The 12,610-nt window shown below is 64.4% G+C and carries 11 protein-coding genes; 6 read left to right on the top strand and 5 right to left on the bottom strand.

The genetic code is table 11. The features are described 5' to 3' along the window. Nucleotides 1-199 precede the first annotated feature (199 nt). The 5 genes from AUP43_RS18370 to AUP43_RS18350 form a co-directional block, all read right to left on the bottom strand. The gene (locus AUP43_RS18370; RefSeq protein WP_067560361.1) at nucleotides 200-1,588 is read right to left on the bottom strand and encodes an aspartate aminotransferase family protein; all 1,389 of its coding nucleotides are present in this window, start codon (nucleotides 1,586-1,588) and stop codon (nucleotides 200-202) included. A gap of 148 nt (nucleotides 1,589-1,736) precedes the next feature. Then, the gene (locus AUP43_RS18365; RefSeq protein WP_067560360.1) at nucleotides 1,737-2,156 is read right to left on the bottom strand and encodes a type II toxin-antitoxin system VapC family toxin; all 420 of its coding nucleotides are present in this window, start codon (nucleotides 2,154-2,156) and stop codon (nucleotides 1,737-1,739) included. Nucleotide 2,157: 1 nt separating this feature from the next. Further along, nucleotides 2,158-2,391 carry an AbrB/MazE/SpoVT family DNA-binding domain-containing protein gene (locus AUP43_RS18360; RefSeq protein ID WP_067560359.1) on the bottom strand — a complete coding sequence of 78 codons (234 nt, stop codon included), beginning with the start codon at nucleotides 2,389-2,391 and terminating at the stop codon, nucleotides 2,158-2,160. Between the two features lie 58 nt (nucleotides 2,392-2,449). Beyond that, the gene (locus AUP43_RS18355; RefSeq protein ID WP_067560358.1) at nucleotides 2,450-3,955 is read right to left on the bottom strand and encodes a thioredoxin-like domain-containing protein; all 1,506 of its coding nucleotides are present in this window, start codon (nucleotides 3,953-3,955) and stop codon (nucleotides 2,450-2,452) included. A 101-nt stretch (nucleotides 3,956-4,056) separates the two neighbouring features. After that, nucleotides 4,057-5,142, bottom strand: a complete 1,086-nt coding sequence (locus tag AUP43_RS18350) for a M14 family metallopeptidase (protein ID WP_067560357.1) — start codon at nucleotides 5,140-5,142, stop codon at nucleotides 4,057-4,059. Nucleotides 5,143-5,458: 316 nt separating this feature from the next. On the opposite strand from AUP43_RS18350, the gene AUP43_RS18345 reads away from it, so the two are divergent. The 6 genes from AUP43_RS18345 to AUP43_RS18320 all read left to right on the top strand — a co-directional run bounded on the left by AUP43_RS18345 (nucleotide 5,459) and on the right by AUP43_RS18320 (nucleotide 12,459). Then, nucleotides 5,459-7,036, top strand: a complete 1,578-nt coding sequence (locus AUP43_RS18345) for an ABC transporter substrate-binding protein (protein WP_067560356.1) — start codon at nucleotides 5,459-5,461, stop codon at nucleotides 7,034-7,036. A 101-nt stretch (nucleotides 7,037-7,137) separates the two neighbouring features. Beyond that, entirely contained in the window at nucleotides 7,138-8,121 is a 984-nt protein-coding gene (locus tag AUP43_RS18340; RefSeq protein WP_067560355.1) for an ABC transporter permease, read from the top strand. Nucleotides 8,122-8,135: 14 nt separating this feature from the next. Continuing rightward, nucleotides 8,136-9,101 carry an ABC transporter permease gene (locus AUP43_RS18335; protein WP_084462914.1) on the top strand — a complete coding sequence of 322 codons (966 nt, stop codon included), beginning with the start codon at nucleotides 8,136-8,138 and terminating at the stop codon, nucleotides 9,099-9,101. A gap of 10 nt (nucleotides 9,102-9,111) precedes the next feature. Then, nucleotides 9,112-10,107 (top strand): ABC transporter ATP-binding protein, encoded by a 996-nt coding sequence (locus AUP43_RS18330; protein ID WP_067560354.1) that lies wholly within the window; start codon nucleotides 9,112-9,114, stop codon nucleotides 10,105-10,107. Then, the gene (locus tag AUP43_RS18325) at nucleotides 10,100-11,137 is read left to right on the top strand and encodes an ABC transporter ATP-binding protein (protein ID WP_067560353.1); all 1,038 of its coding nucleotides are present in this window, start codon (nucleotides 10,100-10,102) and stop codon (nucleotides 11,135-11,137) included. The genes AUP43_RS18330 and AUP43_RS18325 overlap by 8 nt, the downstream gene beginning before the upstream one ends. Before the next feature lie 98 nt (nucleotides 11,138-11,235). Continuing rightward, entirely contained in the window at nucleotides 11,236-12,459 is a 1,224-nt protein-coding gene (locus AUP43_RS18320; RefSeq protein WP_067560352.1) for a metal-dependent hydrolase family protein, read from the top strand. The last annotated feature ends 151 nt before the right edge of the window (nucleotides 12,460-12,610 follow it).

Raw genomic sequence — 12,610 nt, 5'->3', positions numbered from 1 at the left:
CTCCTCAGCATGAGGGTCACCAAGTCGTGCCGCCGGTTATCCGAGATGACGGCAATATGAGGGGCAGCGGCGGTAATCCCATAATGCCCTCATCCTGAGGAGCCTGCGCTGCAGGCGTCTCGAAGGGTATGGCGGGCCGGTAAAAACAAAAGGGCCCCGTCCGTGGACGGGGCCCTGATGGCCGTTATTCCGGCGACGCTCAGGAGTGGGCGACGCCCTGCTCGTCGAGCCAGGCCAGCGCTTCGTCGAGCGACTTCTTCATGCGGGCGAGCATGTCGTCGATCTCCGCCTCGGTGATGACCAGCGGCGGGGTGAAGGCGATGGAATCGCCGATGGCGCGGACGATCAGGCCATTGGCCTGCGCAATCTTCGCCAGTTTCGCGCCCAGGCCCAGCTTGGGGTCGAAGGAGGCGCGGCTCTTCTTATCCTGCACCATCTCCACCGCGCCGATCAGGCCGGTGCCGCGCACCTCGCCGACCAGCGGATGGTCGAGGAACTTGCGCAGACCCGCCTGCATGCGCGGGCCAACCTGCTGCACATGCTCGACGATGTTGCGCTCTTCGTAGATCTTCAGCGTTTCCAGCGCGACCGCGGCGCAGACCGGGTGGCCGGAATAGGTGTAGCCATGGCCGAACACGCCGATCTTCTCGGATTCGACGACCATCGCCTGGTAGACCTTCTCATTCACCATCACCGCCGAGATCGGCAGGTAGCTGGAGGAGAGCGCCTTGGCGCAGGACAGCATGTCCGGCTTCAGATCGAAGGTCTGGCTACCCCAGTAATTGCCGGTGCGCCCGAAGCCGCAGATCACCTCGTCGACGATGAACAGCACGTCGTATTTCTGCAGGACGGCCTGGATTTTCTCAAAATAGGTCTTCGGCGGCACGATGACGCCGCCGGCGCCCATGATCGGCTCGGCGATGAAGCCGCCGACCGTCTCCGGGCCTTCCTTCAGGATCAGCTTTTCGAGGTTGTCGGCCAGGCGGGTGGCGAAATCCTCTTCCGACTCGCCGTCCTGGGCGAAGCGGTAGTAATGCGGGCAGTCGGCATGCAGGATATTGGCGATCGGCAGGTCGAAGTCGCGATGGTTGTTCGGCAGGCCGGTCAGGCTGGCCGAGGCGACGGTGACGCCGTGATAGGCCTTGATCCGGCTGATGATCTTCTTCTTCTCCGGCTTGCCGATGGCGTTGTGGTAGTACCACACCAGCTTCACGACCGTGTCGTTCGCCTCGGAACCGGAATTCTGGAAGATCACCTTCGACATCGGCACCGGGGCGACAGACTTCAGCTTCTCGGCCAGGTCGATGCTGGGCAGGTGCGATTTGTGCGTGAAGGTGTGGTAGTAGGGCAGCTCCTTCAGCTGCTTCACGGCGGCGTCGACAAGGCGCGGCTCGGAGAAGCCCAGCGAGGCGCTCCACAGGCCGGCCATCGCCTCCAGATAATCCTTGCCGTCCTCGTCATAGACGTAGACGCCCTTACCTCGGGTGATGACCAGCGGACCTTCCGTCTCGTGCACCTTGAGGTTGGTGTAGGGATGCAGATGATGCGCGATGTCGCGAGCGCTCGCGGAATTCGGCACGAAGGTCATGGGGTCAATCCTCTGGAAATAGCGAAAGCGCAGCCTGCCCGCTGACATCAAAATGTCATCGCCGCTGACTACTTGGCGAATTGTGGCTGTCCGCCCCTCAGCGCGTCAATGGCGGAGTGCCCGAACGCACTGCATGGCTGGTCTGGTTTTAAGGCCGGGATTGGTTGGGCGCGATCAGATCGAGCTTAGGGAAATAGGTTCGATAACGCGCCGCATCGCGGGTGATCAGCCGATAGCCGGCGATGGCGGCATGGGCGCCGATGAAGAAGTCGGGCAACGGGGCCTGTCTTGTCCCACCTCGCTGCCGATAGATCATGAAGGCTTTCACAGCCAGAAACGCCGCTTCGTAAGGCATGGCTTCGCGCTCGATCAGCGATTTCGGCAGTGCCGCATCCAAAGCCTCAATGGTGGAATAGCGTACCGAAATCTCGGCATAGATGATCGGGTTGATGACCAGCCGCGCATTGTCGGCGGCCTGTTCCAGCGCCTGGGAAGACCAGCGGTACCAGTGCGCATCCTCGGTCATGATGTCCAGCAGGACATTGCTGTCGACCAGGATTGCGGTCATCTCAGTCGGCGCGGGTCAGGGCCATGATCTCGTCGGTGCTCATCGTCACATCCCCGCGTCCGCGCAAATGCGCCACCAGTCGCGCGCCGCGTCCCTGCTTTTTGGGGCTCCGGGCGTGTTGGATGCGCACGATCTTGCCATCGAACTCGAATTCGACCTCGGTGTTCGGCAGCAGCCCGGCCTTTTCCCGTATGTCGGCCGGAATAGTGACTTGTCCCTTCGAGGTAATGCGCATGTTCGGCTCCTAATTCTTACCTATAAAAGTAAGAAATCGAGTGCTTAGCCGCAAGGCCTTACGCCGCCCAGGTGCGGTAGCGGCGCAGGGCGGGGCGATATTCCATGATGCGGTGATTGTTGGTGTCGCTGACCAGCAGCCGGTCCTCGCCGGCGAGCGTGACGCCGGCGGGTTCGGCGAGGGGATAGCAGACCGGGTCGTGGCAGTCGAAGCCGTCATCCAAATCGCGCACGGTGCGGGTGGCGAAATCCAGCACCCGCAGGGCGTTGTTGTAGCTGTCGGCGACCAGCAGACCGCCCTCGGGGCCGGCATCCGGCCACCAATCGAGGCCCAGCGCGTGTTGCAGGCGGGATTCCTCGAACGGGCCGTTGGCGTGGCCGAACTCGAACAGCCCCTTGCCGACCAGGGTTTCGACGCGCGGGCCGTCCTCGTCGCTGAGCACGGCGCGGACCGAGGAGGTCTCGCTGTCGGCGAAATACAGCGCCCCGCCGCCGGGCGACAGGGCGAGGCCGCTGGGCTGCGCCAGCGCCGCCTCGCCGGCCGGGCCGTCATGGATGTTTTCAGCACCGCTGCCGGCCAGCCGCACGATCTCGGCGCGGGCGAAATCCAGATAGCCCAACTGGTGCGTGCCGGCATTGGCGAAATACAGCGTGTCGCCGGCCAGGGTCATGTCCCAGGGCGAGGCCAGCTCGGCATCGGCCAGCGGCACCGCGCTTTGCAGCACATAGCCGCGCCGCCCGGTGCCCGCCAGGGTGGCGACCTGGCCGGTCAGGCGGTCGATCCGGCGAATCGCGTGGTTGCCGGTATCGGCCACGTAGATCGCCTGCGCATCGGCCGCCAGCCCCTGCGGGTCGCGAAACCGCGCGCCGTCGGACGGGCCGTCATTAAAGCCGGGGCGGCCGCTGCCGAAGCGGGCGATATCGCGGCCGGCATCGTCCAGCAGCACGATCTGGTGATGCCCGGCATCGGCCAGCATCCAGATCGGATCGCCGCTCTCGGTCGGTAGCGGTTTGATCTTGCCGGGAAAGGAGAAGCGGGAATGCGCGGCCGGTTCCGGCGTCAGCGCCAGCGGGCGCGGCTGCATCGCGCCATTGCGGCGGTAATCCTTCACCGCCTGCCCGACCACCTCCATCAGCCGCTCGGGATCGGGCTCGCCGGAATGCTGGCCGATCACATAGCCGTCGGGCGATACGAACACCAGCGTCGGCCAGGCCCGCACGGCGTATTGCTGCCAGAGCTGGAAATCCGGGTCGTGCGCCACCGGATGCGCGATCCCATAGCGGGCCAGGGCGTGGCGCACATTCGCCACATCGCGCTCGGCGGCGAATTTCGGCGAATGCACGCCGATCACCACGACATCCTCGGGAAAGGCCTGCTCGACCCGCTTCAGGGTCGGCAGGATATGGATGCAGTTGATGCAGCAGAAGGTCCAGAAATCCAGGATCGCCAGCCGCCCGCGCAGGCTTGCCAGCGACAGCGGGGCCGGGACGTTGAGCCAGTCGATGCCGGGCCGGTCGATCTCCGGCGCGCGCACGGTCGCGCGGGTGGTGGGGTTGGGTGTCATGCCGGCAGGATAGCGGATCGGGGCGGGAAGAGCATCTTGGAGCTGGCGGCCCTATGCTTCGAGACGCTCACGCCTGGGATCGCCGGGCGCTCCGCGGGCGCCTAAGCCGTCGCCAGCCCGTTCACGGCGCGCTGCATGATCTGGCGGGAGCGCAGATAGACCAGCTCCTTCCAGTCATCCTCGTCGGGGTAGAAGGCCTTGCGGGTCTGGGCCTTGATCTCCTTGCCCTGCGGCGAATCGAGATCGCCGCGCAGATGCACCCAATTATCGGCGATCACCGCGCCCATGACGGTCGGCACGGAATAGGTGCCGTATTCCGCGGTCATGGAGGTCACCTGCGCGTCCTGCAGAATATCGACAACGGCGGTCTTGATGACGCCGAACAGGGACGGCGAGGTGGAATTGCCCAGCGCCGAGGAGCTGACGCCGTTCTGGTACCAGGCGAAGCAGCGTTCCAGCTCTGGCGAGCCGCGCTCGCCGCTGGCGATCAGGTCGGCGGCGCCGTACTGGCCGAGGCCGGTGTGATAATCGATGAAGCCGACATGTTTCGCGCCCAGTACATGGTTTTCCAGGATGCGGCGGAAGGTGAGGTTTGACCAGGTCGGTTTGTTGCCGCCATGGAACACGCCGTCGGCATGGCCGTACTGTCCCTGGCTGATCGCCTTCTGGAGGGCGAAGGCACCGTGCTTGGCCTTATAGGCGTCGAAGGCGGTCTGCATTTTGGTCATGCTGTCAGGGCCCCAGCTTTCGGGGAAGATCACCGGGTGCAGGGCGTCGTAATCGGGGTTTTCCGGGTAGCCGGCATTGTGGTCGACGAAATTGCGGTTCAGATCGACATTGTCCTCGTTCACCCGGCGCAGCCAGGCGAAGCCATAGGGATTGATGGCGTGGACCAGCACCACCTTCACATTCTTCGGCACCGCGCGCCAGGCGCCGCTGCGCAGCCAGCCGACCATCGCCCCCGAGCCGCAGAAGCCTTCCGCGCCGTGGGTGGCGGAATTGGCGAGCAGCACGCGCTCGGCCTTCGGGTCGCCCCAGATCGCCACATCGGTAAAGAGCGCGCCGCCATCCGGCCCCTTCATCGGGTTCTGGTGGTTTTCCACCGTCAGCCCGGCCTGGCTGGCGGCTTCCAGAAACTTGGCGCGGGCGGCCTGATAATCGGCGGAGAAATAATTGATCACATCCATGGAATCGGCTCTCTCGTGGCAAGGGGCAAGTCGGGGTAGCGCGGAACCGGCCTCGGCGCAACCGGCCTCCGCGTCGCATCTGATGCGTGCTGCCGCCATATCGCAGTGCAAAAGAATTCCGGACTTTAGCCGTAATCTCCAGGGAAACTGCGGGTTTGGCGCAAGTGCAGCGGCGAATCGAATTGCGTGTCGACGGAAAGAACGCTACACCCGAAGCAGCAACTTTGGCAGAATGACCAAGTTTGTTTCGGGCAGAACACCCCGCCGATGGCGAAGCCATAGGAGCCGGGGAAGCTAGAAGAAGGAAAATGCAGGGATGCGCAAGCTTTTTGGGGCGGCCATTTTGGCCGGTGTGGTCGCGCTCGGCGGCGCGGCGGATGCGAAGACGCTCCGCTATGCGACCACGGGCGATATTCTCGGTCTCGATCCTCACATCAATAATGAGGGTCCGACCAACACGATGAAGAGCAATATCTATGAAGGCCTGGTCCACCGCGCGTGGGACCTGTCGCTTCATCCGGCGCTGGCGACGGAGTGGGAGCAGGTCAACCCGACCACATGGCGCTTCAAGCTGCGCCAGGGCGTGAAGTTCCACGATGGCAGCGCCTTCACCGCCGACGATGTGCTGTTCAGCTACGAGCGTATCAAGCAGCCGCAGTCGGAGATGAGCTTCGCCGTCAACACGATCAAAGAGATCAAGAAGATCAGCGATCACGAGATCGAGATCGTCACCGGCGGCCCGGACCCGATCCTGCTGCTGAACATGCCGAACTTCTTCATCATGGATAAGGAGTGGTCGGAGAAGAACAACACGACCACGGTGGAGCGCGGCAGCACGGCCAAGACCTACGCCAATTTGAACACCAACGGCACCGGCGCGTTCAAGCTGGTCTCCTGGGTTCCCGACACCAAGCTGGAAGTCGTGCCTTATGCCGAATGGTGGGGCAAGCCGGCGCATAACCTGACCAAGGCGGTCTTCACGCCGATCAGCAATGACGCGACCCGCGTGGCCGCCCTGCTGTCCGGCGAGATCGACGTCATGTATCCGGTGCCGCTGCAGGACGTGCAGCGCATCAACAATTCCAGCAACGCCAAGGTCCTGCAGGGGCCGGAGTTGCGCACCATCTTCCTCGGCTTCGACCAGTGGCGCGACGAGTTGCTGGACATGCCGGGCACGGGCAAGAACCCGTTCAAGGACAAGCGCGTCCGCCAGGCCTTCTACCAGGCCGTCGACATGGAGGCGATCAAGCGCGTCGTCATGCGCGGCGCCTCGGCCAATACCGGGCTGATGATCGCCCCGGGCATCAACGGCTTCGACAAGGCGCTGAACGATCGCTATCCGTACGATCCGGAAGCCGCCAAGAAGCTGCTGGCGGAAGCCGGCTATCCGAACGGCTTCCCGGTCACGCTGGACTGCCCGAACGACCGCTATGTCAATGACGAGGCGATCTGCCTGGCGGTCGTGCCGATGATCAAGCGCATCGGCGTGGACATCAAGCTGAACGCCCAGACCAAGTCGCTGCATTTCGACAAGATCGGCGCGAAGCAGGGCAACAACACCAGCTTCTACATGCTGGGCTGGACCCCGGGCAGCTATGACGCGCTGAACATGCTGGAAAACATTATCACGATGGATGGCGCGGGCCAGGGCACCTGGAACTCCGGCAAGTACAAGAATGCGCGCGTCGAGGAGCTGACCGACCTGATCCGGGTCGAGACGAACCAGGAGAAGCGCAACGCGATGATCAGCGAAGCCATGAAAATCCATAAGGAGGATTTCGGGCATCTGCCGCTGCATCAGCAGGCGCTGGCCTGGGGCGTCGCCAACACGGTCGCCGAGGTCAAACAGCGTCCGCAGAACGACGTTGACCTGCACTACGTCATGATGAAGTAAGACGGCAGGCGAACATCTGGAACGGCCCGGGCACTCCTGTCCGGGCCGTCCGATTTTCATTACCGGTCCCAACGTCCTCCGACTTCGGATACGCAGGCGGAATGTTCGCATTTATTATTCGACGATTGCTGCAATCGCTTATCGTGATGCTGGCAGTCGCCTTTATCTCCTTCTCGCTCTTCAATTTCGTCGGCGACCCTGTAAACAACATGGTCGGCCAGGAAGCGACGGCGGAGCAACGCGAGGCGCTGCGCGTCCAGCTTGGCCTCAACGATCCCTTCCCGATCCAGTTCGCGCGTTTCATCGGCAATGCGGTGCAGGGCGATTTCGGCGTCTCCTATCGGCTCAGCCGGCCGGTTTCCGACGTTATCGCCACCCGCTTGCCGGCAACGCTGGAGCTGGTGTTCGTGGCCGCCGTGCTGGCGCTGGTGATCGGCCTGCCGCTGGGCGTCTATACCGGCCTGCACCGGCACGGTTTCGGCAGCAAGGTGCTGCTGACCCTGTCGTTGATCGGTATTTCGCTGCCCACCTTCCTGATCGGCATCATGCTGATCCTGATCTTCGCCGTCTGGCTTGGCTGGCTGCCCTCCTTCGGGCGCGGCGACACGGTGCAGATCGGCTGGTGGAGCACCAATTTCCTCACCGTCGCCGGCTGGAAGTCGATCATCATGCCGGCCGTCACGCTGTGCCTGTTCCAGCTGACGCTGATCATGCGCCTGGTGCGCGCCGAGATGATGGAGGTGCTGCGCACCGACTACATCAAATTCGCGCGCGCCCGCGGCCTCAGCAACCGGGCGGTGCATTTCGGCCATGCGCTGAAGAACACCATGGTGCCGGTCATCACCATCACCGGCCTGCAGATCGGCTCGCTGATCGCCTTCGCCATCATCACCGAGACCGTGTTCCAGTGGCCGGGGATGGGGCTGTTGTTCCTGCAGGCGATTCAGTTCGCCGATATTCCGGTGATGGCGGCCTATCTGTGCCTGGTCGCCTTCATCTTCGTGGTCATCAACCTGATGGTCGATCTGCTGTATTACGCCGTTGATCCGCGTCTGCGCGTCGAGCGCAGCGGCGGCGGTCATTGAGGAGGAGCGCCCCGATGACTGACTCCACCGACGACATCATCGTCACCCGCAGCCTGTGGTTCCGCTTTGCCGACGGGCTGCGCCGCTTCTTCGACGGCGACGTGTTCTACAGCTTCCGGCATTCGCCGGTCATCATGGTCGCCTTCGCGGTGACGGTGCTGTATTTCCTGCTGGCCTTCCTGGCCCCGTGGGTTGCGCCGCACAACACCTATGACGTGATGACGCTGAACCTGATGGACGGCTTCAAGCCGCCGGTCTGGGAGGCGGGGGGCGACCCTCGATTCCTGCTCGGCACCGACGATCAGGGCCGCGACGTGCTGTCCACCATCATGTTCGGCGCGCGGGTGTCGCTGACGGTGGGCTTCCTTTCGGTGCTGCTGGCGATGGTTCTGGGCATCGTGCTGGGCATGGTCGCCGGCTATGTCGGCGGCAAGACCGATGCCATCATCATGCGCATCGCCGATGTGCAGCTCAGCTTTCCGGCCATCCTGATCGTGCTGCTGATCGACGGCTTCACCCGCTCGGTGCTGCCGCGCGGCGTGCATGAACAATTGGCGCTGGTGGTGCTGGTGCTGTCCATCGCCTTCGCCAACTGGGTGCAGTTCGCGCGCACCGTGCGCGGCTCCTGCCTGGTGGAGAAGAACAAGGAATATGTGCAGGCGGCGCGCGTTATCGGCCTGCATCCGGCGCTGATCATGCTGCGCCATGTGCTGCCGAACGTGATGGGGCCGATCCTGGTCATCGCCACGCTGGGCCTCGCCAGCGCCGTGCTGACCGAGGCGACCCTGTCCTTCCTGGGCGTGGGCGTGCCGCCGACCGAGCCCTCGCTGGGCACGCTGATCAATGTCGGCAGCGACTATCTGTTCTCCGGTTCCTGGTGGATCACGATTTTCCCGGGCGCTGCGCTCGCCGTGCTGGTGCTGGCCGTCAATCTGCTGGGCGACTGGCTGCGCGACGCCCTCAATCCGAAGCTCCGGTAGGGCCCGATACATGGCTATTCAGAGCGATACCAAGCCGTTGCTGGAGGTGAAGAACCTCCGCATCGAGTTCCCCACCCGGCGCGGCGTGCTGACCGCCGTGGACGATATCAGCTTCGACATCATGCCGGGCGAGGTGCTGGGCGTGGTGGGTGAATCCGGCGCCGGCAAATCCCTCACCGGGGCCGCCGTGATCGGCCTGCTGGAGCCGCCGGGGCGGATCGCCGCCGGCAGCATCAGCCTGGAAGGCCAGCGCATCGACAATCTGCCCTATGAGAAGATGCGGCAGATTCGCGGGCGCAAGATCGGCGCGATCTTCCAGGATCCGCTGACCAGCCTGAACCCGCTCTATTCCATCGGCCGGCAGCTGGTCGAGACGATCCAGACCCATACCGACATGAGCGAGAGCCAGGCGCGCCGGCGCGCTGTGGAATTGCTGGCCGATGTCGGCATTCCCGCGCCGGAGCGGCGGGTCGACCAGTATCCGCACCAATTCTCCGGCGGCATGCGCCAGCGCGTGGTGATCGCGCTCGCGCTGGCGGTGAATCCGAAGCTGGTGATCGCCGACGAGCCGACCACCGCGCTCGATGTGTCGATCCAGGCGCAGATCCTCGATCTGATCCGCAAGCTCTGCAAGGAGCGCAATGTCGGCGTCATCATCATCACCCACGATATGGGCGTGATCGCCGAGACGGCGGACCGGGTGGCCGTCATGTATGCCGGCCGCATCGCGGAGATCGGCCCGGTGCGCGACGTCATCAAGCATGCCAAGCACCCCTACACGCACGGGCTGATGGGCTCGATCCCGACCATCGGCCACGATACCGAGAAGCTGACCCAGATTGACGGTTCCATGCCGCGCCTGACCGATATTCCACGCGGCTGCGCCTTCAACCCGCGCTGCCCGAAGGCGTTCGACAAATGCTTCGTCGACCGCCCGGAACTGATCCAGGTGGAGCAGACGCGCGCCGCCTGCTGGCTTTACGAGAAGGAGGCGGTCCATGGCTGACGCCGCCCTGAAGCAGCCGGCGGCGACCGGCACGGAACCGGTGCTGAAGGCACATGACCTGGCGCGCTATTTCGATGTGTCGCCGCCCTTCCTGAACCGCGTCATCGAAGGCGCGCCGCGCCAGATATTGAAGGCCGTGGACGGCGTCTCCTTCGAGATCCAGAAGGGGCGCACCTTCTCGCTCGTCGGCGAGTCGGGTTGCGGCAAGTCGACCGTGGCGCGGCTGGTCGTCGGCCTCTACACGCCGACGCGCGGCGCGCTGCAGTTCGAGGGGCAGAACATCGCCGGCCTGACGCGCAAGCAGATGGTGCCGATCCGCCGGAAGATGCAGATGATCTTTCAGGATCCCTACGCCTCGCTTAATCCGCGCTGGCGTGTGGTGGACATCATCGCCGAGCCGCTGCGTTTCTTCGACCTGACCAGCGGCGAGGCGGCGACGCAGAAGCGGGTCGGCGAGCTGCTCAGCTTCGTTGGGCTGTCGCCGAAGGATGGCCTGAAATATCCGCACGAATTCTCCGGCGGCCAGCGCCAGCGCATCTCCATTGCGCGCGCCCTGGCGACCCGGCCGCGCTTCCTGATCTGCGACGAGCCGACCTCGGCGCTGGACGTGTCGGTGCAGGCGCAGATTCTGAATCTGATGAAGGAGCTGCAGCGCGAGCTGGGGCTGACCTACCTGTTCATCAGCCACAATCTGGCGGTGGTCTATCACATGTCCGACGATGTCGGCGTGATGTATCTGGGCAAGCTGGTGGAGGTGGCGCCGGCGCGCACCTTGTTCGTCAAGCCGCGCCACCCCTATACCAAGCTGCTGCTGGACACGATCCCCGACTTGGACATGAAGGGCGAGGAGCGCGCGCCGGTGGCTGGCGAGGTGCCGAACCCGATCAACCCGCCGTCGGGCTGCACCTTCCATCCGCGCTGCCCCTTCGCCAATGACCGCTGCCGCGCGGAAATCCCGCAGCCTATCGCCATGCCGGACGGGGCGAAGGTCGCCTGTCACGGCGTCGAGGAGGGGCGCATCCCGGCCTAGCCATGCCGACGGATCAGCCCAGCCTTGCCCTCGTCAGGGCCGCGCAGGATCGCCGCATGGCTTAGGCTGTTGAGAAAATTCGTTTGAAGGACAGGGACATGACCATGCTTTTCGTGGGTGCTACCATCATCGACGGCACGGGCAAAAGCCTGAAGGACCACGCGCTGCTGGTGCAGGACGGCAAGATCGCCCGCATCGCGCCGGCCGGTGAATTCACCGGCTATGACGGCGCAAAGGTGGATGCCAAGGGCATGAGCCTGCTGCCGGGCCTGATCGACTGCCATGTGCATCTCTGCATGGGGGCGGAGGGCAATCCCAGCGTCTTCATGCAATCCTCGCGGCCGGACCAGATCACCATGCGCGCGCTGGAGCATGCGCAGATCACGCTGCGCGGCGGCACCACGGCGGTGCGCGATTGCGGCGGCAAGGATTACCTGGAATTCGCCGTGCGCGACGCCTGCAACAGCGGCAAGCAGCTCGGCCCGACGATCCGCGCCGCCGGCCGGATGATCTGCATGACCGGCGGCCACGGCAACCGCTACGGCCGCATCGCCGACGGCGTCGACGATGTGGTGAAGGCGGTGCGCGAGCAGGTGCATGCCGGCTCCGACCTGATCAAGATCATGGCGACGGGCGGCGTGATGACGCCGGGCGTGAATCCGGAAGACGCGCATTACTCGCCTGAGGAGCTGGCCGCCGGCATCGCCGAGGGTCACCGCTTCCACAAGACCTGCGCCAGCCATGCCCAGGGCGAGGAGGGCATCCTGAACGCGGTACGCGGCGGGATCGATTCCATCGAGCACGGCATCTTCCTGACCCAGCAATGCATCGACGAGATGCTGCCGCGGGGCACCTATATCGTGCCCACCCTGGCGGCGGTCTTCAACATCGTGCGCAACAAGGATAATGGCGTGCCGCCTTACGCCTACGAGAAGGCGGCACGGGTGGCCGAGCGGCACAAGGAATCGATCCGCCTGTACTACAAGGCCGGCGGCAATCTCGCCATGGGCACCGATGCCGGCACGCCCTACAATAAGCATGGCGAGAATGCGCGCGAGCTGGCCTATATGGTGGAGATCGGCATCAGCCCGATGGACGCCATCGCCATCTCGACCAAGAATGCCGCCGACCTGATGCGCCTGACCGACCGCGGCCATATCGCCGAGGGGCTGGCCGCCGACCTGCTGCTGGTCAAGGGCGACCCGCTGGCCGACATCGATGCGGTCGCCGATGCCGCCAACCACGTCCTGGTGCTGAAGAACGGCATCGTCGCGGTCGACCGCCGCGGCGCTGCGGCCGCGGTGCGGATGGCGGCGGAGTAGGGGGGCACCGCCTTTCCCCCCATGTCTCTCTTCAGGACGAGGGGAGTATTGGAATGCCGGCGGTGCCGCCTGATGACCTCATGCTGAGGAGCGAGCATCAGCGAGCGTCTCGAAGCATAAAGCGGCGTGCGCAATCTCCCCTCACCCAGCT

Source organism: Oceanibaculum pacificum, from assembly GCF_001618175.1.
GTDB lineage: Bacteria > Pseudomonadota > Alphaproteobacteria > Oceanibaculales > Oceanibaculaceae > Oceanibaculum > Oceanibaculum pacificum.
The sequence above is the reverse complement of the archived record's forward strand: the minus strand, read 5'-3'. Positions and strand labels throughout refer to the sequence as shown.

Coding starts and splice junctions, on each gene's coding strand:
- AUP43_RS18370 (WP_067560361.1), bottom strand. CDS start 1,588: ATGACCTTCGTGCCGAATTCCGCGAGCGCTCGCGACATCGCGCATCAT.
- AUP43_RS18365 (WP_067560360.1), bottom strand. CDS start 2,156: ATGACCGCAATCCTGGTCGACAGCAATGTCCTGCTGGACATCATGACC.
- AUP43_RS18360 (WP_067560359.1), bottom strand. CDS start 2,391: ATGCGCATTACCTCGAAGGGACAAGTCACTATTCCGGCCGACATACGG.
- AUP43_RS18355 (WP_067560358.1), bottom strand. CDS start 3,955: ATGACACCCAACCCCACCACCCGCGCGACCGTGCGCGCGCCGGAGATC.
- AUP43_RS18350 (WP_067560357.1), bottom strand. CDS start 5,142: ATGGATGTGATCAATTATTTCTCCGCCGATTATCAGGCCGCCCGCGCC.
- AUP43_RS18345 (WP_067560356.1), top strand. CDS start 5,459: ATGCGCAAGCTTTTTGGGGCGGCCATTTTGGCCGGTGTGGTCGCGCTC.
- AUP43_RS18340 (WP_067560355.1), top strand. CDS start 7,138: ATGTTCGCATTTATTATTCGACGATTGCTGCAATCGCTTATCGTGATG.
- AUP43_RS18335 (WP_084462914.1), top strand. CDS start 8,136: ATGACTGACTCCACCGACGACATCATCGTCACCCGCAGCCTGTGGTTC.
- AUP43_RS18330 (WP_067560354.1), top strand. CDS start 9,112: ATGGCTATTCAGAGCGATACCAAGCCGTTGCTGGAGGTGAAGAACCTC.
- AUP43_RS18325 (WP_067560353.1), top strand. CDS start 10,100: ATGGCTGACGCCGCCCTGAAGCAGCCGGCGGCGACCGGCACGGAACCG.
- AUP43_RS18320 (WP_067560352.1), top strand. CDS start 11,236: ATGACCATGCTTTTCGTGGGTGCTACCATCATCGACGGCACGGGCAAA.